The organism is Sulfurospirillum sp. (assembly GCF_036802865.1).
In the GTDB taxonomy this organism is placed as follows: Bacteria; Campylobacterota; Campylobacteria; order Campylobacterales; family Sulfurospirillaceae; genus Sulfurospirillum.
On the sequence record NZ_DAIRVK010000002.1, the window covers coordinates 327,464 to 351,871 of the forward strand.

Here is a 24,408-nt window from a genome sequence, read left to right on the forward strand (position 1 = left end):
AGGAAATGGATACTCAACAATTATTCATCTTATTATTGGCGGTACCTGTTTTGGCATCGCTGATCATTTGGTTCGCACCAACACAATTTAAGCTACTAAGCACATTGCACATCATAGCGTCTATGGTCTCTTCTGCCATAGCCATGTACGCTGTTAAACACGTCATGCATGGTAAAGTATTTTTTGCATTCCATGATATGTTGTTTATTGATGCGCTTGGTGGTGTCTTTTTGTCTTTGATTGCTGTAACAGGATTACTGGTTAATTTGTATTCTGTGAAGTATATGCAGTGGGAAATTGACAAGGGTGAGATTAGCACAAAAGATGCGAAACTCTTTTTTGCACTTGCTCATTTATTTGTTTTCACAATGACGTTTTCGGTTCTTGCGAACAACATTGTCTTGATGTGGGTTGCGATTGAAGCAACAACACTCTCTTCGGTTTTTATGGTTGCCTTGCATAAAGGCAAAAAATCAACAGAGAGTGGTTGGAAATACATCGTTATTTGCAGTATCGGTTTAGCGTTTGCGCTGTATGCAACGGTACTTCTTTACAGTGCTGGTTTTTCAGTCATCAAAGATAGCCACAGCATGATGCTTTGGTCTACGCTTATGGCACATGCGAAAGAGATTAATCCAGACATTTTAAAACTTATTTTTGTTTTTGCTTTGATTGGCTTTGGTACCAAAGCGGGTCTTGCTCCAACCCATACATGGTTACCTGACGTTCACTCAGAAGGTCCAGCACCAGCTTCTGCAATGCTTTCAGGAATACTCCTTAAATGCGCCATTCTTGGGCTCATTCGTTACTATGCCATTGTCGGAAACTCAATGGTTGGTTTTGAATACGTCCAAACGGTGATGTTGATTAGCGGTTTGATTACTATTTTTATTGCAGCTCTTTTTCTTATTCGTCAACATGATGTTAAAAGAATGTTTGCATACCACTCCATTGCCCATATGGGTGTCATCGCTTTTGGTTTAGGTGTTGGTGGAATGGTGGGTGTTTTTGCAGCACTTTTCCATGCATTAGCTCACTCTGTTACCAAAGCCTTAGCTTTTTGTGTCACAGGAAATATGGTTCAAATCTATGGCACACGTGACATGACCAAAATGGGTGGACTGATTAAAATAGCGCCTATTACGGCCATATTATTTGGTATTGCTATTTGTTCCTTGGTTGGTGTTCCTGGTTTTGCAATTTTTGTGAGTGAATTTATGATTATCCAAGAGTCATTTAACACCATGATTATCTTTCCTTTAGTACTTTTTATCATTGGATTGATCATTATCTTTATTGCAGACTTTTCTCACTTTTTCCTTGCTACTTTTGGCGAAAGTAAAAGCAAAATTCTCTCTCGCGAAGTAGCATGGAGTGCAAATCTACCACTTATCGGTCTTGCAGCACTCATTATTATCTTTGGTGTGTTCTCTGTTGAAGGATGGATCACATTACTTAACAGCGCAGTCAAAATTATATTTGTGGCATAAGGAAAACAGAATGCTTAAAGGTGAAATTTTTATTAATCAACTTAAACAAAGAATTACAATTCGCAATATAGAACGACAACAGCCAGAAGATCAAGTCACCATTACGGTGGATCGTAACGATCTTCCTGAGGCTGTTCGTACCCTTTATTATGATATGGGCGGTTGGCTTTCAACGATGATTCCAAACGATGAAAGACAGCTCAATGGCAACTATGTACTTTACTATGTGCTCTCTATGGAAGGTGGAAAACTTACACCTGAAGATGAAGTAGAACAAAATGAAAAATGCTGGATTACCGTTAAAGCTTTTGTTCCAGCGGCTGATCCTACTTTTCCATCCGTAACCTGCAAAGTACCTGCTGCTGTGTGGTATGAGAGAGAGGCGTATGATCTTTTTGGACTTCGAGCCATTGGATTGCCTGATCCTAGAAGATTGGTTGTTGCGGATGATTGGCCTGATAACCTTTTTCCATTACGTAAAGATTCTATGGACTACAGGCATCGACCAGATCCTGTGGATCATAAAGATGAACCTGATTATGATTTTATGCACCCATTAGGCTCAGGTGTTGTTGATGTTCCTTTAGGACCTTTGCATATTACCAGTGATGAACCAGGTCACTTTAGATTGTACTGCGATGGTGACACGATCATTGATGCAGATTACAGACTCTTTTACCAACACCGTGGTATGGAAAAGTTGGCTGAGAACAGAATGAACTATGACCAAATGGGCTATCTTGCAGAGCGTGTATGTGGTATCTGTGGTTATGCTCATGCGATTGCGTGTATTGAGGCGGCTGAGCGTGCTATTGGGTTAGATATTCCTCTTCGTGCTCAAGCGATGCGTGTCATTTGTCTTGAGATAGAAAGACTGCACTCGCATCTTCTCAATATTGGTCTTGCCTGTGAAGTAACGGGCAATGTAAATGCGTTTATGCACATCTTTAGAATTCGTGAGTTTTCGATGGAACTTGCTCAGCTTGTTACCGGTGGTCGTAAAACCTATGGCAATGTCGTTATGGGTGGCTTGCGCCGTGATATGAGTGGAACTGAAATTAAAAAAAGTTTAGAACTTATCAAAACGATTGAACAGCAACTCAAAGAAGTTTGGGAAGCTGTCATGGATGACAAAGCGCAAATTGGACGTTGGAAAGGGGTTGGTATATTAGATCCTAAAGTAGCGCGTGACTTCTCGCCTGTTGGTCCAAATATTCGCGGTAGTGGTTTTAAACGTGATTCGAGATATGACCATCCGTATGATTTCTTTGACCAAATTGAATTTAATGTAGCCGTTGAATTTGGTTGTGATGTCTTTTCTCGTGAGATGGTTCGTTACAAAGAGCTTTTAGAGTCCATCTCCATCATTCGTCAATGTTTTGAAATGATGCCAGGCGGTCAAACCATCATCTCTCCTCAAACAATGATTAAACCAGGGGCGTATGCCATTGGAAATGATGAAGCACCGCGTGGGGAAAATATGCACTGGATTATGCATGGAAATGCACAAAAAGTCTATCGTTGGAGATGTCGTGCGGCAACGTATAACAACTGGTCATCCCTTCGTTATCAATTCCGTGGTAATACCATCGCCGATGCGGCTTTAATTGTCTGTTCTTTAGATCCATGCTATTCATGTACAGAGCGTGTCACTGTTGTGGATATTAAAAGCCAAAAATCTAAAGTACTCACACATCAAGATTTGAAACGTTATTCTCAGACCTTGAAAAATTCTCCTTTAAAAAATATGTAGGAGTCGGTGATGAAACTATTAGATATGACTCGAAAATATGGCAATGCAACATATGACTATCCTCTTGCACCTTATGAGGTGCCTGAAGGATTTCGTGGTAAGCCCTCTTACGATTATGAAAAATGTATTGGGTGTACAGCATGTGCGGTTGCGTGTCCATCCAATGCCATCAATGTGAAGCTCAACAAAGACAAATCAAAATTGGTTTGGGAGTTTAACTGTGCAAGGTGCATTTTTTGTGGGCGTTGCGATGAGGTATGCCCAACTAACGCTGTCATGCTTTCCAAAGAGTTTGAAATAGCGGTTAAATTTAATAAAGAAGATTTGATGGAGCGTGGTGAGCTTGAGTTGCAACACTGTGAAGTGTGTAAAAAGCCATTTACGACCAAAAAATTGATAGCGTATGATCTTGAGCGCCTTAAGCGAGTAGGGTGGAGTGAAGAGACATTGGATGAAAAGACACACTATATTCGTACCTGCCAAGAGTGCAAAAAAAATAGTGTGGTCGAGCAAATGAATCGATTCTTTGGAAAGGGTAAAAAATGAGTAAAACATATGTCGTGCCCGAAGATATAGCACTTGCTAATTCGGTTGCCGCAAAATTAGAACACCTTAAAAATATTAAAGGTAGCTTTAGTGTTTACAGAGTTGACTGTGGTTCATGCAATGGTTGCGAGATTGAGATTTTTGCGGCTATTACACCGATGTGGGACCCTGAGCGTTTTGGTTTTAAACTGGTTCCATCACCAAGACTTGCAGATATTTTGGTCTGTACAGGGCCTTTGACACGCCAAATGTACTATCCACTGCTTCGTGCTTATGAAGCAACACCTGATCCAAAAGTTGTAGTAGCTATTGGTGCATGCGGAAGCAGTGGTGGTATTTTCCACGATGCATACAGTGTTTGGGGCGGAATTGATAAAGTCATCCCTGTGGATGTTTACATCCCAGGATGTCCTCCTCACCCAGCAACCATTCTTCATGGTCTTGCAACAGCACTTGGTATTTTAGATCAAAAGCTATCTTTGAAAGTGCATACAAATGGCTCAACTGAGTCTCCTGAAATCAAAGAGTCTTTACTCGGCGATATTTTGTTTGAGCGTGATATTTTGGCTGAGTCAAAAGTCTTGATGGGCTATCTTTTTGGGCGTAAGTTGTATGACAAATACATCAAAGCGCTCAAAGAATCTCCAGACATCAAAGATACCCTCAAAACACGTATTTGTTTGGAGCGATTGGTTCATGAAGAAGAAGATCACAGGTATCAAGAATGTATGCAAACGTTGCACAATAAAATCTATTTGTCTCATATGCGCAAGTTTAAAGAAATTGATGCGGCAGATTATATGGACTTAGAAAGTAACTGATAAATACGATGATGCGATAGGAGATGAGATGATTGAAGTGTGCAAATTAACCAAAAGGCAAATAGACCCTTCATCTAAAAAAATGCCTAAAGAACTTGAACAGGTCAAAATTTTTTCTATGTCCGTCGGGCATGGAATTGGAACGGTTGATTATGTGGAGTGTATCGGAAAAATAGACGAAGAAGCGTATGACACTATGTTAAAAGAGTGTGGCAAATATGCCCAATTTAAATTGGGCAATTTAACCAAATACTTCGAAGTCGAAGTTTTTCCTGAACATGCAGAGTTACTGTATAAAGATATGCCAGAGGGATTTTTAAAAGAAGTTTTTTATAGGCTCAAAGAAGGGTATGTGATCTTAAGGAAAAGTCTATGAAAAAAGCCATTTTAATGATTGGAAATACGCTACGAGGCGATGATGGGATTACAACCTATCTTGGGCATTTACTCGAAAAAGAGAATTTGGGTTGGCGCGTATTTTACGGTGGCGATACACCTGAGAGTGAATTTCACAATTTAAGAGCGTTCGGGCCCGATGTGATTGTCGTAGCCGATGCAATGACAGGTACAAAAATAGGCACAGTTGAACTTATTGACATCAGCGATGATCGTGAATACATGTACACAACGCATAATTTGCCGATGCCTATTCTTTTAAGTTATTTGAAGGGATTTTGTCAGGTTGTCCTCTTTTTAGGACTCAACGTAGATATTGAAAAAGTACTCGAGATTGACCCTTCTCTTTCAGAAGAGGCAAAAGAAACAGCACAAAAAGCGCTTTCTAAAATGCTTGAAATCGATGCTATTTTTGATGAAGAAAAGATTAGTTAAAGGAGTTCGCATGTTATCACCAGCAGAAACCGCACAGTCCTTATCTGGAGGACTCAGACATAAGGCACTGATGCCTTTAATCAGTATTGCTTTTTTATCAATTATGGCAGGAAGTTCAATTGCCTTGGGTGACGTTTTTTGGGCACATTCAACGGTAGGTGTAGCAAAATCGGCAGGTATTGGTATCGCCAACTTTATTGGTGGTATCGCTTTCTCCGTCGGTTTGATGATGGTTGTCTTCTTTGGTGGACATCTGTTTACCAGCTCTGTTATGTCGGGTGTTTCGACGTATGATCGTAAATTACCGATTGGTAAAATGGCGGCTTATTGGGTGTGGGTGTGGATCTTTAACTTTGCAGGTGCCCTTTTGACGGCGTATATGTACTACGAATCTCGTTTGCCACTCAATTATGATGGTGAGATTTTAAAACACTTTGCTGCATTGGGTGCTGGAAAAATGTCTCTTAGTTTTTATTCAGCATTTATTCGAGGTATCTTTTGTAACGTATTTGTCTGTATGGCTATTTGGGCATCAACAGCAGCAGAAGATACTGCTGGAAAAATCCTAGCTATCTGTTTTATCGTTGGAGCATTTGTCGCTTCTGGGTACGAGCACTGCGTGGCAAATATGTTCATTATTTCTGAAGCTCTTTTTGCAAAAGCGCATTATTTAGCAGAAGTAGGTGGCGATATGGAAGCGCTGTCTCATTTGACACATACTTCCATTGCCAGCCTTGACAATCTCACTATAACAAACTTTTTTGTTAAAAATTTATTTCCTGTAACACTTGGAAATATTTGTGGTGGTCTGTTCTTTGTTGGACTTATTGGCTTTATGTCTCATAAAGTAGATATGAAAGCATAAGTTGAACAGATGACATTTAAACAAGAGAGCACGGCTCAAAAGGTTCATCAGCACAGAATGCAAAGAACCCTTTTCATCTCTCTTTTAGCAATACAACCCATGGTTGAAGAGGAGGGTGTGCATATACACTCCTCTTACGCTGTGAGTTCAGGTGTCTTTGATCAATTTTATCATTATGAAATTGACCCAACAAAACGTCAAAAAATAGAAAGAATCAATAAAAAATATGCACTTAATCCTCTTTAGATGACAAAGGGTTGAATCGTAAAAGTGCATTTTTTTTGAAGATAAATATGCCAATTTTGCATAGACATAAAAGGAGTTTGAATACAAGAGACAGGATTGATAGTATGCGGTGAAAGTGCGCTTTACAGAGTGTAGCTTTTGAAATTCGTTTAAAATCTTAGGAGTTTGGTAAAACTCACTACATAATAAAAGGAAATAAAATGAGTAAGTCACGTGTGATATGCCCTTACTGTGGGACTGGATGTAATGTTGATTTGCAAGTAGAAAACAACAAAATTATCAAAGCAGAGGGTGCAAAAAATCATCCTGTTAATGATTCGCAATTATGTTTGAAAGGGCTTTATGGCTGGGATTATGTGGGCGCAAACGATCGTTTGACTATGCCGTTAATCCGTAAAAAAGATGGAAAATTTTCAAAAGATGGCGAGTTCGTTGAGGCTTCATGGGATGAAGCACTAGATCTTGTGGTCTCAAAATTTAAAGAAGCAAAAGAGAAGTATGGTCCTGATTCGATTGCGGGTAATTTTTCAGCGCGTTGTACGTTAGAGGAAAATTACGTGTCTCAAAAATTTATGAGAGTGGCTATTGGGAGTAACAATGTCGACCATTGTGCGCGTGTGTGTCACGGACCTACCGTTGCGGCACTGGCTAGAACGATAGGTAATGGCGCTTCTACAAACAGTTTTACGGAGATTGGTTTGTACAGTAATTGTGTAATGATGATCGGCTCAAACCCTGCAAGTGGGCATCCTATCGCTGCTATGCATATCCAAAGAGCGCTTGATAGGGGCGCTAAACTCATTGTGATTGATCCGATTAAAACAGAGTTTGCGCAAAGAGCAGATGTGCACATTCAACTACCACCTGAGCATAACATTCCGATTATGAATGCGATGCTAAATTATATTATTGCTCATAATTTGTGTGATGATGATTTCATCGCAAACTATACGGTAGGTTTTGATTATGTCAAAGAGGCTGTTAAAGAATACACCACTGAGTATGTTTCAAAAATGACAGGTGTAGAAAAAGAGTTGATCGAAAAAGCGGCTCATATGTATGCGACGATCAAACCAGCGGCAATTTCGCACGGTATGGGTGTCACGCACTTTAATCATGGCGTTGGCAATGTTTTTGATGTCTCTAACTTATTTTTATGTACGGGCAATATCGGTTATTTAGGTGCAGGCGATCATCCTCTTCGTGGTCAACAAAATGTTCAAGGTGCTTGTGATATGGGTGTTTTACCGAATGTATTCCCGAACTTAAAACCTGTAACAGACCCAAATGTGAGAGCTTTTTATGAGAAACTGTGGGACTGCAAACTGGATGGAAAAATCGGTATTCATAAAACGCAAATTCCTGATGGCATTATGGAGGGAAAGATCAAAGTCTTTTACACCATCGGTGAAAACCCTGTCATCTCAGAGCCCAACACCAACCACTTCTTAAAAGGGTTAGCACATCTTGACTTTTACGTGGTGCAAGATCTCTTTTTAACCGAAACGGCACTGAAAGCAGACGTGGTATTACCAGCAGTTTCCGTGGCTGAAAAAGAGGGCTGTTATGCTAATGCGGAGCGTCGCATTCAACGCAGTCACAAAGCGGTCAATCCTGTGGGAAATGTGAAACAAGACTGGGAAATCATCGGTGAAATTGCCAGACGACTCGGTGCGAAAGGGTTTGACTATACCTCTCCTGAGCAGATTTGGGAAGAGGTACGCATCTCTGATCCTGCGCGTTTTGGTGGTATGAGTTACGATCGTTTAGAGAAAGAAAACGGCTTGCATTGGCCGTGTCCAACACTCGAACACCCAGGTACGCCTTTGATGTACATGGATAAAAAGTTCTATACACCCGATCAAAAAGCACGTTTTGCGCCTGTTACGTTTGTGGACGATAAAAGCGAAATTCCTGCGGCGCAAAAAGCGCTGGCACAAAAACTGAACCTTCCAGAGGGTTACCCACACATGGTTGGTTCTGTCGATGAGAAAACGAATGAGGAGTATCCTCTTAAACTCCTTACCATGCGTAAAGTTTACCACTACACGGTAGGAACAATGACAAGGAGATCTCCAGCATTAGAGTGTGGAGCGGACGCTCTTGGACCAACAGCTGAGATCAATCCTGAAACAGCCAATGAATACGGTTTGGAAGAGGGTGATTTTATAGCAGTAGAGAGCAGGTATGGCTCCATTGCTATTAAGGTAGAAGTGACCGACATTGTTCCCAAAGGCATTATGCAGATGGCATTTCACTACTGGGAAGCACACTCTAATGAGCTTACGAGCAATGGTTTGGATGCCATTTCTTTTACACCAACGTACAAAGCGGCAGTAAAAATGCACAAAATTACGCCTGAAGAGTATCTTCAAACACTGAAAGAGAAAAAAGAGAAGTTTTATTCTCAAAAGATCACGTATGAAGATCGCCATCACCATTGATGACGTGTAACATGAGGTACAGAGGTACCTCATGTTATCAAGAGAGGTTAGCCTTTTTACCAAGGGTTAATCTGTCTTAATGAGATTTAATATGCTAATTTAGCATATTTGCAGGAGGAGTCCATGGAATGAGAACGAAGCAAAAAAGTCAAAAATAAATTAAAAGCACCAAGGGTGCGTGGGCTTTCCGCCGAGGAAAACCTAGTGTTAACGTAGTTTTCAAAGCTTTGCTTTGAAAGCGTGTTGCAGAGTTCTGTAAGAACTTTATTATATGAAAGGAAATAAAATGAGTACATCACGTGTAATATGTCCTTATTGTGGTACTGGCTGTAATGTCGATTTACAGGTAGAAAACAATAAGATTGTAAAAGCCATTGGCACGAAAGATCATCCTGTTAATGATTCACAACTGTGCCTTAAAGGTCTTTATGGATGGGATTATGTAGGTGCAAACGATAGGCTTAAAAACCCTTTGATTCGTAAAAAAGACGGTAAATTTTCCAGAGATGGCGAGTTTGTTGAAGCATCATGGGATGAGGCTTTAGATTTGGTTGTTGCTAAGTTTAAAGAGTCTATTGAAAAATACGGAAAAAGATCAATAGCCGGCAATTTTTCGGCTCGTTGTACATTGGAAGAAAATTATGTCTCACAAAAATTGATGAGAGTCGCCATAGGAAACAATAACGTAGACCACTGTGCTCGCGTTTGACATGCACCTACAGTAGCCGGTTTGGCTAAAACAATAGGTAACGGTGCAGCAACCAACAGCTTTACAGAAATTGGTTTATACTCTAATTGTGTTTTAATGATTGGCTCAAATCCAGAAAATGGTCACCCGATTGCGGCGATGCATATTCAAAGAGCGTTAGACCGTGGTGCTAAGTTGATCGTAATTGATCCTATCTTAACAGAAATGGCACAAAAAGCAGATGTTCATATTCAATTACCACCTGAGCATAACATCCCGATTATTAACGCGATGATTAATTACATTATTGCCAATGATTTGTGTGATAATGAGTTTATAGCAAACTATACAACGGGATTTGACTATGTCAAAGAGACTGTTAAAGCGTACACGCCTGAGTATGTTTCAAACATGACAGGTGTACCAAAAGAACTCATTGAAAAAGCGGCACATTTGTATGCTACCATCAAACCAGCTGCTTTAACACATGGTATGGGTGTGACGCACTTTAACCATGGTGTTGGTAACGTGTATGATGTCTCAAACTTGTTTTTGTGTACGGGCAATATTGGAGAACTTGGTTCTGGTGATTACCCACTTCGTGGACAACAAAATGTTCAAGGTGCTTGCGATATGGCAGTGTTGCCTAACATATTCCCGAACCTAAAACCTGTCACTGACCCAGAAGCAAGAGCTTTTTTTGAAAAAATGTGGGATTGTAAACTTGATGATAAAATCGGTGTCCATAAAACACAAGTACCCGATGCCATCATGAGTGGCGAAGTGAAAGTGTTCTATACCATTGGTGAAAATCCTGTCATTTCAGAGCCTAATACCAACCACTTCTTAAAAGGGTTAGCACATCTTGATTTTTACGTGGTACAAGACATTTTCTTAACTGAAACAGCACTCAAAGCTGACGTTGTACTTCCAGCAGTGTGTGGACCTGAAAAAGATGGCTGTTATGCCAACGCTGAAAGACGTGTTCAACGTAATCATAAAGCAGTCGATGCCGTTGGAAACGTAAAGCAAGACTGGCAGATTATCTGTGAAATTGCAAAACGAATGGGCGCGAAAGGGTTTGACTTTGCATCACCTGAAGAAATTTGGGAAGAGGTGAGAGAGGCTGATCCAAAAAGATACGGTGGAATGAGTTATGAACGTTTGGAAAAAGAGCATGGGTTACATTGGCCTTGTCCAACACTTGTTCACCCAGGTACACCTTCGTTGTACATGGATAAACTTTTCTGGACATCTGATAAAAAAGCGCGTTTTGCACCTGTCATTTTTGTGGACGATAAAAGCAAGATACCAGCAGCGCAAAAAGAATTGGCTGAAAAGCTCAATCTTCCAGAGGGTTACCCGCATATGGCAGGTTCTGTGGATGAAAAGACCACTAAAGAGTATCCAATTGAACTTTTAACCACGCGAAAAGTATACCAATATACCGTTGGAACGATGACCCGAAAATCACCTGCCCTTGAATGTGGCGCTGATCTTCACGGTCCTGCGGCTGAGATAAACCCAGTAACAGCGGAAGAATACGGCTTAGAGGATGGCGATTTTGTAGCGATTGCAAGTCGATACGGCTCGATTGCGATTAAAGTGGAAGTGACAGAAGTTGTTCCTAAAAATATTATGCAGATGGCATTTCACTATTGGGAAGGACATTCAAATGAGCTTACCAGCAATGGCGTTGATCCTATTTCGTTAACACCAACGTATAAAGCGGCAGTCAATATGAAAAAGATAACACCAGAAGAGTACTTTGCAACTTTGATGGAGAAAAAAGAGAAGTTTTACTCTCAAAAAATTATCTATTTCGACGCTCACGCTCACCATTAAATCATCAAGAAGAGGTGCTAAAGTGCCTCTTCTTGACACTTAAAGCCTTTATCGAAGAACCTTCCACGCTAAAAGAGCGATGATGCTAAGCACAATCCAATGAGCACTTAAGAGCATACATCCAAAGATGATACTGAGGAAAAGCGCTGTATAACGGATGGTTTTAGTCGTAGCAAGTTTATAAGCGGCAAGAAGCGCAATGGTCGCATTGGCGATAAAAAATCCATCGGCTAACGCAACTAAATCTTTGAGCGTAAAAATATTCATCGAAACTAATCCCAAGACAACAGCATTAATTGTGCATAAAAAAAGCGTTGCGTTGATGGGTGAACCGTTTTGTAGACGTGTACTTAAAAGCCCTATAATGCCTTTGTTCTGAGAAGTCAATCCGCTAATGAGCCTTGCAACGCCTCCTACAAAGAGTAAGACCGTACTAAGACACAGTAGCATCGCTAAGATACCTATAACAAACTCACTGGATGTTCCAAATAAAGGATAGATAAGTGCCGTGATGGCATTGGTATGTTTTAATGAGGCAAATTGAATGGCACAAATAACCAAAAGGTAAATAATAGAAATAACCACTGCACTTATTTTTACTGCTTTAGGGATTGTTTGCTCGGGATTGCGCACTTCTTTAGAGTAGTTACCGACAACTTCCCAACCCACAATCGCCCAAAAGGCAAGCAACAAGGCTTTTGAAATCAGTCCTATATCAAAGGGGGAATCAAAGGAAATGCGTGTTTCATGTCCCACTAAAATAGCAATACTTCCGAGACTTAGAATAATGCCAATGATAGTGGTAACAATGAGTGAAAGTGTTCCTAAAAAATGAACAGGGCGAAGGAGAGCTAGAAATGTAAAAAATAGCATTGAAAAGGCAAGTGTATTGACGTCTAACCCTATAAGGGGTTGAATAAAATGTGCCCCAATGAGATAAACGGGGACGGGACCAAACAGTACAGCGCTGATGAGATAGTAAGAAGTGAGGTACTTGAGTTTTGTGCTAAAGGCTGCTTGTACCGCATTGGTTACACCTTCGTCCCCTGGAAATTTGATACTTAAGTTTCCAAGAACCAAAGCAAATGCAAAACCCAAAGCTAAAATAACAAACCACACAAGGATGGAAAGATTGCCTGTAAGGTCATAAACAATGGGTGGTAAAAGAATGATGCCAGAGCCTAAGATAGGACCTATCATTAAACCTGAAAGTGTCAAGGTATTGAGCTGTTTTTTCATAAGTTTCACTTTGGAAAAATTTAAAACAGAGTCTACCACACTATGGATCTAAAATCAGATTTTTTGAGATGAAAGCGGTTTTAAAATGTTGATATGGGGAAAAAAGCCTCACACCTTTTATGATGTGAGACCTAAACACTAATACAATTCGACTTTGTAATTTAAACGGATAGTACGAGGAGAGCCAGAAGCTAGGCGAGTGCCTCCTGCTGCCCAATACTCTTTGTCGGCGACATTATCAACATTGATTTGCCAGATATTGCGTTTACCATAGAGTTTTGTGGTATAACGTCCACCTACGCTAAAGATGGTCACATCATCCAACCACGCTTGGTTGAGATCATTGACAGGGCGACGACCGGTATAATAAGCTCCACCGTTGATAGACAACCCAGCAATACTACTCAGTTCATAATTTAAAAACAAACTACTTGTACGACGTGCCGCATTTTCGGGTAATTTTCCATTGAGATTGGTTGCATCACCACCCATATCTTCAAAACGAGGGTCTAACCATTGTGTTGAAGCGAGCCAACTGAGTTGTTCTGTTAATTTACCTTGAAGCGAGAGTTCAACGCCACTGTAGCGTTTATGCCCATCTGCAACATAGTAGTTAGTTGCGTTGGTATAGTATCCAGGGCTTTCTATATCAAATACCGCCGCTGAAGCAAGCGTTCCATTTGGCAGTAGCCAATGCGCTCCTAGTTCGTATTGCTTACTGATGCCAGGACTTAGACGTTCTGCTTCATTTTGTGTTCCCGCTGGTGCAGCTTCACCTTCTTCCAAGCCTTCAGCATAAGAAACATACAACGAGAGACTTTCTACTGGTTTATAGACAAGTGCTATCATGGGAGTCGTCTCGCTGGCTTCATAACGTGCTACATCTTGATTGCTTTCATATTTTGAATGACGTAATCCTCCGATAACTTGCCACTCTGGACTAAGCGTGACACGATCTGTTGTATAAAAACCTGTATCTTTGGTTGTATAAGAAACTCCCGCTGTTTTTGTAAACACCGTTGGTGTTATCGTGTGTGGCGTGTAAAGATTTTGAGCAAGTGTCGAAGAGTTGCTGTTTGAAAGAGGTTCTTGATTTTTTTCGGTATAACTGGTTCCTACTGTTATATCGTGTTGAACATCCCATGTATTAAAAATTCCGTAGAGTTCTGCACGCAAAAGATCTGATGTATATTCGTATTCTTGGTGATTAATTCTTACTGTACCTGCTCCTGTAGTGAGTGTTGTTGCTTGAGGGTTAGAAAATGTAAAGGTTGAGAGATTGCGTTCGCGCTCTGTTTTCGCTCGTCCTGCTTCAAGTCCAAGCGTCCAAGTATCACTCAGTGCATAATCAGATCTAAGTAATACATTGGTTGTTTCTGTTTCAAACTTGCTCGAGTCTGATCCTACCAGTGCTTTTGGATCGACTGTATGCGGTAAGGTAATGGCACCATTCACCGCTTTTGGCAGTGCAACGCCTACTTGTTCCGTGACTTTACGACGATCATACTCGACATCAGCTTTGAGCGTTAAACGATCATTGACACGCCAATCCAGTGCCATAGAAACAAAGCTCCGATTGCCATTGTCAACATCATCTAAGTAGGATCCAAGCGATCCTCCCGCACTGTTCAAACGAATGCCTAGCTGTTTTTCTTCTCCAAAACGCTCGCTCACGTCTGCGGATGCTACAGCAGAACCATATTGATCCATCATTAAACCAACGGTTGCCATTGGCGCATTGGTGGGACGTTTAGTGACGTAATTGATAATGCCTGAAGGAGACGTAAACCCATAATAAAGTGCTGATGCACCTTTCAGCACTTCAATGCGCTCTTTGTCTTCCATTGGCACTTGGCTAAAATTCATAAGCGGCAATGAGCCATTAAGCCTGTAATTGGTACGGTTTTGCACTTCCATACCTCTAATAACCAGCTGGTCCCATGTCTCTCCACCATTTTGCTGTTTCGTGACACCTGCGGTGTTTCTAACAGCATCATACGTGCCCATAGCCGCTTGCAAATCCAAGGCTTCTTTGGTAATGACATTGACCGTTGAAGGCACATCCATAATGTTAGTTCCTCGAAAAGAACCTGCTTCAACCGTTTCGGGTCGTAATCCAACGGAACGTATATCTTCTATTGTAACGGTAGAAAGTGTAGATGTATCTTCTTTTCCTGTTTCGATGACAACTTCAGCAGCCGAGAGTGTACTCATGGCGACGAGGCTTAAGAATGTACGTGTAAAGTGATACGAATTGATCCTATCAAGGTTCATTTGACTCCTTCATAATAGTATGAATATTTTGTGGTAATTATGTGAAATTCTTTAGAAATTAGATTTGAAGAATTATATATAATTGATAATCATTATACATAAGTATATTTAAACATCGCTTGTAAACGAAATACTAAAATTGAAGTTTAGGAAGATATTAAAATTTAGAGAACTGTTTTTTGGGTTAAAATAGTGCGTTGTTCTTCTTTTGTGTAGTTAAATTTAAATTCTGCTTCTTTAAGATAATAGATAAAATACTCTTTTTTAACCCCTTTGAAGTGATCTAGCCAATTTTCCAAAAATAGCCAAAAATCGACTAAGGGATTGTGAAAACTCTCATAATGCGCCACTTTATGTTGGTTTAGATAGCGGGCATAGGTCTCTTTTTCGATGGAATTTTCCTCTAAATTTTGAAGATGGGCAAATTGATCAGGAAGTAAGAGTGTGTGAATATGTTTTCCATATAACATACCCAAAATACCGATAGCATCAAAGAGATACTTTGATTTTCCTCGTTTTGATGTTGGAAGAAAATAGTATTCATCGTATTGTGAAAATGTTTCTGTTTGTTTTGTGTAGAGAGCTTCCGAATGCGTGATGATACAAAGGCGAAGTTTGTGATATTTTTTTGCAATCGTTAGGTAATTTAGTCCTAAAAGTGAAGCGCATTCATAGGCACTATAGTTGTCAATAAAATACTCTAAAATAGCCATATCTTGGGCATACTTTACATGACTAAATGTACGTTTACATGCAACACAACGATACTGCGAAGTAGAGACTTCGTAAAGTTTTGTGTGACCGCAAAAAATACATACTTTTTCTTCTGTTTTCATAGGGGTATTTTTCCTGAAAATAACTAAGAAACTTCTTTTTTTAGCTCCTATTTAAAGAGTTGCTCTATAATAAATCAAAAATATACCTAAGGATCTAACAATGTGTAAAGATTGCGGTTGTTCAATCACTCCTTCTCAATGGTCTGCGCACGCGCACGAACACTCTCACGATGGTCATTCCCACAGCCATTCACACGATCACGACGATCATACTCATCACGAGCATCCTCATGCGCACGATCACGATCATCATGACCATCACAAACATGAAGAGATTCATGCCAATCCACAATTAAACGATAAGAAGACCATTGCCGTTATTACTAAAATTTTGGATGCAAACGATACTCAAGCAGCGCATAATCGCAAACATTTTGAAGAGAATGGCGTCTTGGCGATCAATCTCATGAGCAGTCCCGGAAGTGGAAAAACAACGCTTTTGGAAGCAACCATTGACACGAAACAGATAAAACTTGCCGTCATTGAGGGTGATCTTGAAACAAATCAAGATGCTGATCGTATCACCGCAAAAGGGGCATTGGCACATCAAATTACCACAGGTCAAGCGTGCCATTTAGATGCATTTATGGTGCATGAGGGACTTCATCATCTCCCTATAGAAGGGCTTGATGTTGTGTTCATTGAAAACGTGGGCAATCTTGTTTGTCCTGCGAGTTACGATGTTGGAAGTCATCTGAATGTCGTGTTGCTCTCCGTTCCAGAAGGCGATGATAAACCAGCAAAATACCCTGTAATGTTTAGAAGTGCTGATCTGTTTTTAATAACAAAATGCGATCTTTTGCCGTATTTTGATTTTAGTGTTGAAAAAGCCATTCGTGAGGCTCGAAAACTTAATCCAAAAGTCGATATCATCGAGATAGACAGTAAATCTGGCAAAGGAATTGATCAGTGGATTAATTACCTTAAAATGAAAAAAGCATTGAGATAACCATGTGTTTATCTATACCTTCAAAAGTCATCGAAATTGATGAGAATAATTATGCAACCGTAGATACCATGGGTGTTAAGCGTAAAGTGACGCTTGATTTGATTGCTGAAGAAGTAAACATTGGGGATTATGTTCTCATTCATGTAGGCTTCGCGATGAATAAAATCAGCAAAGAACACGCGGAAGATAGCATTGCGGCATACCAAGAGATAGCCGAAGCAATGCAAAATGGCGAGATTAGCGATGAAGAAGGAAACAGTAATTATGTCTGAAGTTGATCTCATTGAAGGTTTTCGTGATCCTATCCATATGAAAGCACTTGCAGCGCTCATCAAAAAAGAGTGTAGGTCTAAGATCAACATCATGGAAGTGTGTGGTGGACATACGCATACTATTATGAAATTTGGTCTTTCACAAATTTTGCCAGAGTTCATTGAATTTGTGCACGGACCAGGGTGTCCTGTGTGCATTATGCCTAAAGAGCGCATCGACCATGCTATTGCGTTAGCTTCTATGCCAAACACCATCTTAGCCACGCTTGGCGATATGATAAGGGTTCCAGGAAGCAAAACCTCTTTACAAAAATTACGTGCTGAGGGCAAAGATATTCGCTCTTTGTATTCACCTTTGGATGTCATTAAAATTGCCCAAGAAAATCCTGATAAAAACGTGGTCTTTTTTGCGATCGGCTTTGAAACAACGACACCGATGAGTGCTGTTCTTGTGCAACAAGCCATAGCTTTGAGCTTGACCAATCTTTTCTTTCATATCAACCACGTCACGGTTCCTGAAGCCGTCGATGCCATTATGAGCGGAGGGGACGCGAAGATAGATGCTTTTTTAGGACCTTCTCATGTCAGTGTCATTACAGGTTATAAAATTTATGAGCCAATTGCTAGCGCTTACCATACACCTGTGGTCGTTTCAGGCTTTGAACCAACCGATGTCATGGAATCAGTTTTACGCATTGTTCGTCAAGTCAATGAAGGTAAAAGTGTTGTTGATAACGAATATGCAAGGGCTGTTTCGAGAGAAGGTAACCTTAAAGCACAAGGGCTTGTCAATACTTACTTTGAAAGACGAAGTCACTTTAGATGGCGTGGCATTGGGGATATTCCGCATAGTGCGCTTAAACTCAAAGAGGAATATGCCGCCTATGATGCTGAAATCGTGTTTGATGCATTTTTGCCCAAAATTGAGCTAGATGACCATAAAATGTGTATTTGTGGCGACATCCTCAAAGGACGTGCTAAACCATTTGACTGTAAAGTCTTTGGCAAAGCCTGTACCCCAAGCAATCCGATGGGATCGTGCATGGTTTCAAGTGAAGGGGCGTGTTCAGCTTACTTCAAATATGGAAAATTGAACCTCAAAGGAGCAAGAGCGTGAGCAAAAAGATACTTCTCTCTCACGGTGGTGGCGGTGAAGAGACCCAAAACCTCATTAAAGATCTATTTTTTAAACATTTTGACAATGAGATTTTACTGCGCATGGAAGATGCCGCAAGCCTTGTAATGAATGACCATAAAATCGCTTTTACGACCGACTCTTTTGTCGTTTCTCCACTGTTTTTCAAAGGTGGAAACATTGGTAAACTCGCCATTGCTGGAACGGTGAATGACCTTTCCATGATGGGGGCAAAGCCTCGTTATATGACCTGTTCATTTATGATCGAAGAGGGCTTTTTGTATTCTCATCTTGAAGAGATCGTCATAACCATGCGCGATGAAATGGCTAAAAGTGGTGTCAAAATAGTCGCTGGTGATACCAAGGTTGTTCCTAAAGGAGGCGTTGATGGGCTGTTTATCAACACTTCAGGTATTGGTGAAATCATGTGCGAAAATATCTCTGCCCATAACTTAGAAAATGACGATGTCATTATCGTTTCCAACGAAGTAGGCAATCACGGTGCGTGCATTTTAGCCACACGTGAAGAGATAGAACTGGAGAGTGACCTTCAAACTGACTGTGCTAGTTTATGGAAACCTGTGGAAGCGTTGATAGATGCAGGCGTGAAAATTCATGCATTAAGAGATGCCACAAGAGGAGGGCTGAGTGCTGTTTTAAATGAATGGGCGAGTACATCGCACATTTGTATTGAAGTGGATGAAGCCAAAATTCCTGTTGCCAAAGAGGTTAAAGGTGTGTGTGAACTTTTGGGTTTTGAGCCTTATGAGTTTGCTAATGAAGGTACGATGGTCATAGCACTTCCAAAAGCAGAAGCGCAAAAAGCGGTTGAAGTACTAAAACAATTTGATGAAACTGCCAAGGTGGCTATCATCGGTAATGTTAGCGATAGATTTGTTGATAAAGTTATTTTACATACGCCTTGGGGATCAGAGCGCTTTTTAGAGCCACCAAAAGGTGAATTACTTCCAAGGATCTGTTAATGCATGAGTTCTCTATTGTTAATGCACTTTTAGAGATGTGCGAAAAAAATGCACGAGAACACAACGCTACTAAAATTACCAAAGTAGAGATTAAAATCGGTAAATTAAGTGGCGTTGAACCTTATCTTTTGGAAACAGCATTTAATACCTTTAAAGAAGAGGGTGTTTGCGCTGGGGCTGAGTTTATTGCACATTTGCAAGAGATTGTCATTCATTGCGAAAGCTGTCATAATGAGGCAACGCTCACTCAAAATGAGTTTGTTTGTCCGACATGCCAAAGTACAGATCTTCGCGTTATTGATGGTGAAGAGATGTACCTCATGCATCTTGAAATGGAGTAATAAAGAGAGGCTAAGAGTCACTAATGTATAATCAGTGATTATATATTATAAGTTCCAAAAGAATTTTGCCTAAGGATGCCAATGCTAAACGAGCTACGACGTGCAACGCTTGAAGATTTGCCAGAGATTATCAAGATTTATAATGAAGCTATCAAAGATGGTATTTCTACGGCAGATAGTAAAATTGTTACAGTAGAAGATAAATTAGAGTGGTTTCACGCTCACAGCGAAATGCGTCCTATTTTGGTGAAAGAGTATCATGGACGCATCATCGCATGGATTAGCATACAGCCTTTTTATGCCAACCTTTTGGCCTATACAAACAGCGCACGTATCAATATTTACATTGATAAAAATTTTCAAGGTAAAAAACTGGGACAACAGTTTTTAAGTGAAGCGATCGAGCAAGCCAAAAGTTATGGGATTAAAACACTTTTGGCGCTTATATTCTCTGAAAATGCACCAAGTTTGAAACTTTTTAAAAAACTAGGCTTTAAAGAGTGGGGTAATCTTAATCGTGTTGCTACGATTGAAGGGGTTGACAAAGACCTATTAATCCTAGGTCAACGTATCGAAGAATAACCATGAGAAAAGAAGCATCTATTATTTTTGATATGGACGGAACGCTCATTGACTCAAGTGCTGCAATGACGCACAGTGTCAATTACGTACGCAATTCTTTAGGGCTTTGTCCGATTGATAAAAAGTACCTTGAATATCACATTAACCAACCCGATCAACATCTGCCTAAGATTTTTTACAATACGGATGAGTACAATCCCGAACATCGTGCTTTGTTTAAAGAACACTACATGCATTTTTCTCCCTCTATGATAGCGCTTTATCCCGATGTGAAAGAGATGCTACACGTGATAGGTCAAAAGGCATATTTGGCGATTGCTACCAATGCAAGTGATTTTTTTGCGCGTCATATGTTGGAAAAAATGGGTATTATTGATCACTTTTCTGCCATTATTGGTGCCAATAATGTTGCTGAGCCAAAGCCAAGCCCGTTAATGGTTTATCGATTAATGGAGGAGTTAGGCAGTGAACCTTCAAAGACGATTTTGGTGGGTGATAGCATCAAAGACGAACTCGCTGCCTCAAATGCTGGAATCAATTTTATTTTCGCAGGATGGGGTTATGGCACAAGTGAAACAGCTAACGTGAAAGCCCATAATATCCATGAGCTCTTAAGTTTACTTCATACGTTTATTTAACGAATGTTACGCACTTTTTCAAAAGAGCGTAACATGTTTCTCATAAAACAAGTTTTATGAAGCTTTAGGAGGTGTCGGGGATTTATCCCTGACCTTAAACAATGAGTTTTACTCATTGTTTAAGATACTGTTACGCAAACTGCGTAACCTCAGTTATTTAAGAAGCTCTAGTGGAAATTCAAGCGTACGCTTGATGATATTCATAGGGCTTTTGAGTGTATCCATAAGCAGATGCGTTTCTATCTTTGGATCGGTCGTTGAGCCTGTCACATCCACATTAGTTGCTATTCTTTTGTCTTCTCCTAAAATAATGCCACCTACGATAGGAATCATATCAATTGCAGAACTAAACGTTTTCAGTGTTTTAATTTGAAGCTTAAGATCAAGAGTGCTAGCTGCTAAATTAACAGTACCTGCACCCATAATATCTGCACTTTTACCGCGTAATTGAAGCTCTTTTAAAAACAAATTGTCCTTGCTTTGGCTAAATTCAACAGTTCCGTTATCAACAAAGTAGCCTGATTGGTTAAAATTGGGGTCATTAAAGACAAGTAATGAAGGAATAGCATTGATTGTTGCCATAAGATTATTGAAAAATTTGAGATCTTTGATGTAAGTTTTATGCATGACGAATGTGCCTTGCATATTGTCACTATCTTTGCCTTCAATATTGACTGAAAATTCGCCATCATAAAAGTAGTATTTTGTAAGCAATGCGTTGGCAGCATCAGCATCAAGTGCTGTTGCATTAAGCGTATAGTTACCTTTTTTCTCATCGTATTCTAAAGAGGACTTACCTCGTTTTGAATTGAGATGAATCGTATCTTTGTAGAGATTTACCGTATAGCGTTCACTTAAAATGGTTCGATTGTTATCTAGATCGATTAGAGAAGAATTTTCTCCAAAAATTGTTGTACGAATGGGTATATCTAAAGATTCATTACCGTTCGGAAGAGAGATATTCATATCTTTAACATGTACTGTGAGGTCTTTATCAAAATGGAGTGAGAGTTTATTGTTGGTAGAGCTTGCATCAAGTGTTTTTGTATTGGTTGTAAGTGCAATTTCGAAATTACGCACCGGTTCGCGGTTTTCTAAAAGTGGAGTGTTGACATTTTGAAGATTGAGTTTTGCATCAAAATTTTCAAAGTCTTTTGTTTGCACCGTTACGGCACCTTCTGAGAGATTGCTATCACGCATAAAAGGTGAAAATGCAGCCACTTTTGTAAGATCGGTGAATATAAATTGATTGTTGTCCTTGGCAAATGTGATAGTTGTATTGAGGCTTGGAAGTGCCATTTTTGTTACGCCATTTTCGATTGCAAATGAAGCATTTTGATCTGCCAAATTAGTCATTTTTAAAAGTTTAGTGCCACTAAAATCAAGTAATAATGCATTAATATCAATTTTACCCTCATATTGGCTCTTCTTGGCATCAAATGTACCTGTAGCATTAATGTCAAAAAGATTTTTATAACGTAAATTAGCGTTATCAAGTATGATTTTAAAGTTATCGAGTTTTACTTCACCATATTTTGTAGACATAGGAAGACCGCTGAGGGTAAAGTCACTGGGGGAGAGTTTAAATTTTCCAGTAGCATTGATGTCATAGGGGAGAAACTTAATATCTAGCCTAACATTGGCATCGGTTAAACCTGTTGTTTGGGTAATGGGTACATCGATTTTAAAAGCATGTAAAATTTTATGTATTGGTGCGTCAAGCTTTGATGTCGCATTAAGATCAACAACGATACCTGTGCCTTTTCCTATGAGATTGTAGATATAAACATCCGCTTTTTGAATTATTTTTTGCTCATAACTTGGCTCTTTAATATCAAAAAGAAGTTTATCATTTTTAAATTCTATGCCAATTTCTTTTACATAGGCAGGTGGAACTGTGGGTTCAAAGCTTACGGTAGCATTTTTAACCGTAGCCTTTCCATGCATCTGCATTGGAAAATAATCCAGTGTATCAAGGTTGAGTTTTCCTTCAAAAAAATGCAAAACATACTCTTGCCCTACAATATTTTTATCGATCCAGTCTTTGGCAATTTGGTCAAGTTCAACTTGAGAGACAATAAAATCCATAAGATCTTTCAGCTCTTTATTGCTAAATTTTTCACTTTGCAAATGATACGTTAGAAGCTTATCTTTAATGTCTATAAGTGCGATTCCTTTGAGTCCAAATGTATCAAAGTTCCCTTCGTAAACATATGTTTTTGCTTTCAAGTCCATATGTGTTTTACCATTAAACATCAAATGATAATCTTTAAAGTGTGCTTCTTGAATGTCTACATCTACCTGCCATTTTTCGATAGGGGTAATAATAAGATCAATACTTAGATGTTGACTATCCAGTTTAAAGGTATTTTGCTCATAATGAAGGGATAATGTTTCGTTTAAATAATGAATATTTTCAATGCTGATTTTGCTAAAAAACTGATTGATATACGGGAAATTTTTAATCAGTTCCGCCATCTCTTCTAGCGAGGTGTCGGTTTGTGTTTCCTTCTTAATATCAAGCGTTTGAATACTTACAATCAATTTTTTATCTAGTTTGATATATAATTGATCAATTTTTATCGTCGGTAATGTAAGATTATCGATCGAAATGCCATTTACTAAGGTGCCAATTAATGCTACGACAGAAAGAACTATGAATAATAAAAGTATCCAGATATTCCTAATGGTATGTGATGTTGCTTTAATAATCATATATTCACTTCTCTTTCACTTGTCCAGACCGATGAACTCAAGCTCGGTCGCCTTTGTGCCACAAGGCTCAATAAGTCAAATTATATCATATATGGTTGAGAAAAATTTTGACCTCCATGATAAAGTCGACAAATACCTTCTTTACATGATAGGCAAACCTCAATCGGGTTGGGTGAGCATCAATCCAAGTCCATTGACGCGTGGCGATTTTCTCTACAAGCTTTCACATTCCAAAGCACCCCTTAAAGCGATCACCTATATTCCGGGTGAAACGAAGGAACTTTTATTTGTGCAAATTGCTCTGGCATTTGATCTTTCTTATGAAAAATTAATGCAAGAGTATGCCCTTGCAACACCCTATGTAGAGGGCTTTTTAGTGCCAGATACCTACTATATTCCTATTGGCATTAACGAAAAGCATCTGGTTCATTTTTTACTTGCTAATGCAAAAAAGTACCATAAAGACGTGTTTGAAAAAATTTTTGGTGAGTTTAATGAAGCCAAATGGCAGAAGTTTCTTATTATTGCGTCTATTATTCAAAAAGAGGCTGCCAATAACGAAGAGATGCCACTTGTTTCTTCTGTTATTTACAACCGTCTTAAAAAAGATATGAAATTGCAAATGGATGGTACGCTTAATTATGGGCAATACTCTCATATTAAGATTACGCCACAGCGCATTCGAGAAGACACCTCCCCGTACAATACTTATATGTACAAAGGATTGCCTCCTTATCCTGTATGCAGTGTCAGTAAAGAGGCCATATTTGCAGCCATTTTTCCTAAAGCAACGAACTATCTCTATTTTGTAAAAAATAAAAGTGGAACCCATACGTTTTCGCAGACATATGAGACACATTTGGACAATATAAAAAATTAATGGCGTAAATTTAATAAAGAGAAATAAATAAACAA

At 39.5% G+C, this 24,408-nt stretch carries 22 protein-coding genes; 18 read left to right on the forward strand and 4 right to left on the reverse strand.

All coding sequences use genetic code 11. The features are described from left to right. The first annotated feature begins 5 nt into the window (after window positions 1-5). The 10 genes from V7Q04_RS06045 (at window position 6) to V7Q04_RS13155 (ending at window position 11,529) form a co-directional block, all read left to right on the forward strand. Window positions 6-1,490 carry a hydrogenase 4 subunit F gene (locus V7Q04_RS06045; RefSeq protein ID WP_333804028.1) on the forward strand — a complete coding sequence of 495 codons (1,485 nt, stop codon included), beginning with the start codon at window positions 6-8 and terminating at the stop codon, window positions 1,488-1,490. Between the two features lie 10 nt (window positions 1,491-1,500). Continuing rightward, window positions 1,501-3,243 (forward strand): hydrogenase large subunit, encoded by a 1,743-nt coding sequence (locus tag V7Q04_RS06050; RefSeq protein ID WP_333804029.1) that lies wholly within the window; start codon window positions 1,501-1,503, stop codon window positions 3,241-3,243. A gap of 6 nt (window positions 3,244-3,249) precedes the next feature. Further along, the gene (locus tag V7Q04_RS06055) at window positions 3,250-3,789 is read left to right on the forward strand and encodes a formate hydrogenlyase complex iron-sulfur subunit (protein WP_333804030.1); all 540 of its coding nucleotides are present in this window, start codon (window positions 3,250-3,252) and stop codon (window positions 3,787-3,789) included. Continuing rightward, the gene (locus V7Q04_RS06060; RefSeq protein ID WP_333804031.1) at window positions 3,786-4,610 is read left to right on the forward strand and encodes an NADH-quinone oxidoreductase subunit B family protein; all 825 of its coding nucleotides are present in this window, start codon (window positions 3,786-3,788) and stop codon (window positions 4,608-4,610) included. Before V7Q04_RS06055 ends, V7Q04_RS06060 begins: the two co-directional genes overlap by 4 nt. A 28-nt stretch (window positions 4,611-4,638) precedes the next feature. Next, window positions 4,639-4,986 carry a formate hydrogenlyase maturation HycH family protein gene (locus V7Q04_RS06065; protein WP_333804032.1) on the forward strand — a complete coding sequence of 116 codons (348 nt, stop codon included), beginning with the start codon at window positions 4,639-4,641 and terminating at the stop codon, window positions 4,984-4,986. After that, window positions 4,983-5,441: a hydrogenase maturation protease gene (locus V7Q04_RS06070; protein ID WP_333804033.1), complete on the forward strand. Its 459-nt coding sequence runs from the start codon at window positions 4,983-4,985 to the stop codon at window positions 5,439-5,441. The genes V7Q04_RS06065 and V7Q04_RS06070 overlap by 4 nt, the downstream gene beginning before the upstream one ends. A gap of 10 nt (window positions 5,442-5,451) precedes the next feature. Continuing rightward, window positions 5,452-6,306 carry a formate/nitrite transporter family protein gene (locus V7Q04_RS06075; protein ID WP_333804034.1) on the forward strand — a complete coding sequence of 285 codons (855 nt, stop codon included), beginning with the start codon at window positions 5,452-5,454 and terminating at the stop codon, window positions 6,304-6,306. 9 nt (window positions 6,307-6,315) lie between these two features. Continuing rightward, a complete protein-coding gene (locus tag V7Q04_RS06080) occupies window positions 6,316-6,552 on the forward strand; it encodes a hypothetical protein (protein ID WP_333804035.1) in 237 nt (78 codons plus the stop codon). A gap of 200 nt (window positions 6,553-6,752) precedes the next feature. Continuing rightward, window positions 6,753-8,996: a formate dehydrogenase subunit alpha gene (fdhF, locus tag V7Q04_RS06085; protein ID WP_333804036.1), complete on the forward strand. Its 2,244-nt coding sequence runs from the start codon at window positions 6,753-6,755 to the stop codon at window positions 8,994-8,996. A 286-nt stretch (window positions 8,997-9,282) separates the two neighbouring features. After that, window positions 9,283-11,529, forward strand: coding sequence for a molybdopterin oxidoreductase family protein (locus tag V7Q04_RS13155; RefSeq protein ID WP_443070034.1), 2,247 nt, complete (start codon window positions 9,283-9,285; stop codon window positions 11,527-11,529). A gap of 48 nt (window positions 11,530-11,577) precedes the next feature. Here V7Q04_RS13155 and V7Q04_RS06100 read toward each other — a convergent pair whose 3' ends face one another. From V7Q04_RS06100 to V7Q04_RS06110, 3 genes are all read right to left on the reverse strand, one after another. Next, window positions 11,578-12,768, reverse strand: coding sequence for an APC family permease (locus V7Q04_RS06100; protein WP_333804037.1), 1,191 nt, complete (start codon window positions 12,766-12,768; stop codon window positions 11,578-11,580). A gap of 138 nt (window positions 12,769-12,906) precedes the next feature. Then, window positions 12,907-15,042: a TonB-dependent siderophore receptor gene (locus V7Q04_RS06105; protein ID WP_333804038.1), complete on the reverse strand. Its 2,136-nt coding sequence runs from the start codon at window positions 15,040-15,042 to the stop codon at window positions 12,907-12,909. A gap of 164 nt (window positions 15,043-15,206) precedes the next feature. Continuing rightward, window positions 15,207-15,878, reverse strand: a complete 672-nt coding sequence (locus tag V7Q04_RS06110) for a hypothetical protein (RefSeq protein WP_333804040.1) — start codon at window positions 15,876-15,878, stop codon at window positions 15,207-15,209. 100 nt (window positions 15,879-15,978) lie between these two features. Here V7Q04_RS06110 and hypB point away from each other — a divergent pair, with 100 nt between their 5' ends. The 7 genes from hypB (at window position 15,979) to V7Q04_RS06145 (ending at window position 20,778) form a co-directional block, all read left to right on the forward strand. Next, complete coding sequence (hypB, locus tag V7Q04_RS06115; protein ID WP_333804042.1) at window positions 15,979-16,827, forward strand: hydrogenase nickel incorporation protein HypB; 849 nt, start codon at window positions 15,979-15,981, stop codon at window positions 16,825-16,827. A 2-nt stretch (window positions 16,828-16,829) separates the two neighbouring features. Next, window positions 16,830-17,099: a HypC/HybG/HupF family hydrogenase formation chaperone gene (locus V7Q04_RS06120; RefSeq protein WP_333804043.1), complete on the forward strand. Its 270-nt coding sequence runs from the start codon at window positions 16,830-16,832 to the stop codon at window positions 17,097-17,099. Continuing rightward, window positions 17,092-18,216: a hydrogenase formation protein HypD gene (gene hypD / locus V7Q04_RS06125; RefSeq protein ID WP_333804044.1), complete on the forward strand. Its 1,125-nt coding sequence runs from the start codon at window positions 17,092-17,094 to the stop codon at window positions 18,214-18,216. The genes V7Q04_RS06120 and hypD overlap by 8 nt, the downstream gene beginning before the upstream one ends. Continuing rightward, window positions 18,213-19,217 (forward strand): hydrogenase expression/formation protein HypE, encoded by a 1,005-nt coding sequence (hypE, locus tag V7Q04_RS06130; RefSeq protein WP_333804045.1) that lies wholly within the window; start codon window positions 18,213-18,215, stop codon window positions 19,215-19,217. Before hypD ends, hypE begins: the two co-directional genes overlap by 4 nt. Further along, on the forward strand, window positions 19,217-19,558 hold the full coding sequence (gene hypA / locus V7Q04_RS06135) for a hydrogenase maturation nickel metallochaperone HypA (protein WP_333804046.1): 342 nt from the start codon (window positions 19,217-19,219) through the stop codon (window positions 19,556-19,558). Before hypE ends, hypA begins: the two co-directional genes overlap by 1 nt. Window positions 19,559-19,639: 81 nt before the next feature. Continuing rightward, on the forward strand, window positions 19,640-20,140 hold the full coding sequence (locus tag V7Q04_RS06140) for a GNAT family N-acetyltransferase (RefSeq protein ID WP_333804047.1): 501 nt from the start codon (window positions 19,640-19,642) through the stop codon (window positions 20,138-20,140). Between the two features lie 2 nt (window positions 20,141-20,142). After that, a complete protein-coding gene (locus tag V7Q04_RS06145; protein ID WP_333804048.1) occupies window positions 20,143-20,778 on the forward strand; it encodes an HAD family hydrolase in 636 nt (211 codons plus the stop codon). A 153-nt stretch (window positions 20,779-20,931) separates the two neighbouring features. On the opposite strand, the gene V7Q04_RS06150 is transcribed toward V7Q04_RS06145, so the two are convergent. Then, window positions 20,932-23,493 carry a YhdP family protein gene (locus V7Q04_RS06150; protein ID WP_333804049.1) on the reverse strand — a complete coding sequence of 854 codons (2,562 nt, stop codon included), beginning with the start codon at window positions 23,491-23,493 and terminating at the stop codon, window positions 20,932-20,934. Window positions 23,494-23,524: 31 nt separating this feature from the next. Here V7Q04_RS06150 and mltG point away from each other — a divergent pair, with 31 nt between their 5' ends. Further along, window positions 23,525-24,373 carry an endolytic transglycosylase MltG gene (gene mltG / locus V7Q04_RS06155; protein WP_333804051.1) on the forward strand — a complete coding sequence of 283 codons (849 nt, stop codon included), beginning with the start codon at window positions 23,525-23,527 and terminating at the stop codon, window positions 24,371-24,373. The last annotated feature ends 35 nt before the right edge of the window (window positions 24,374-24,408 follow it).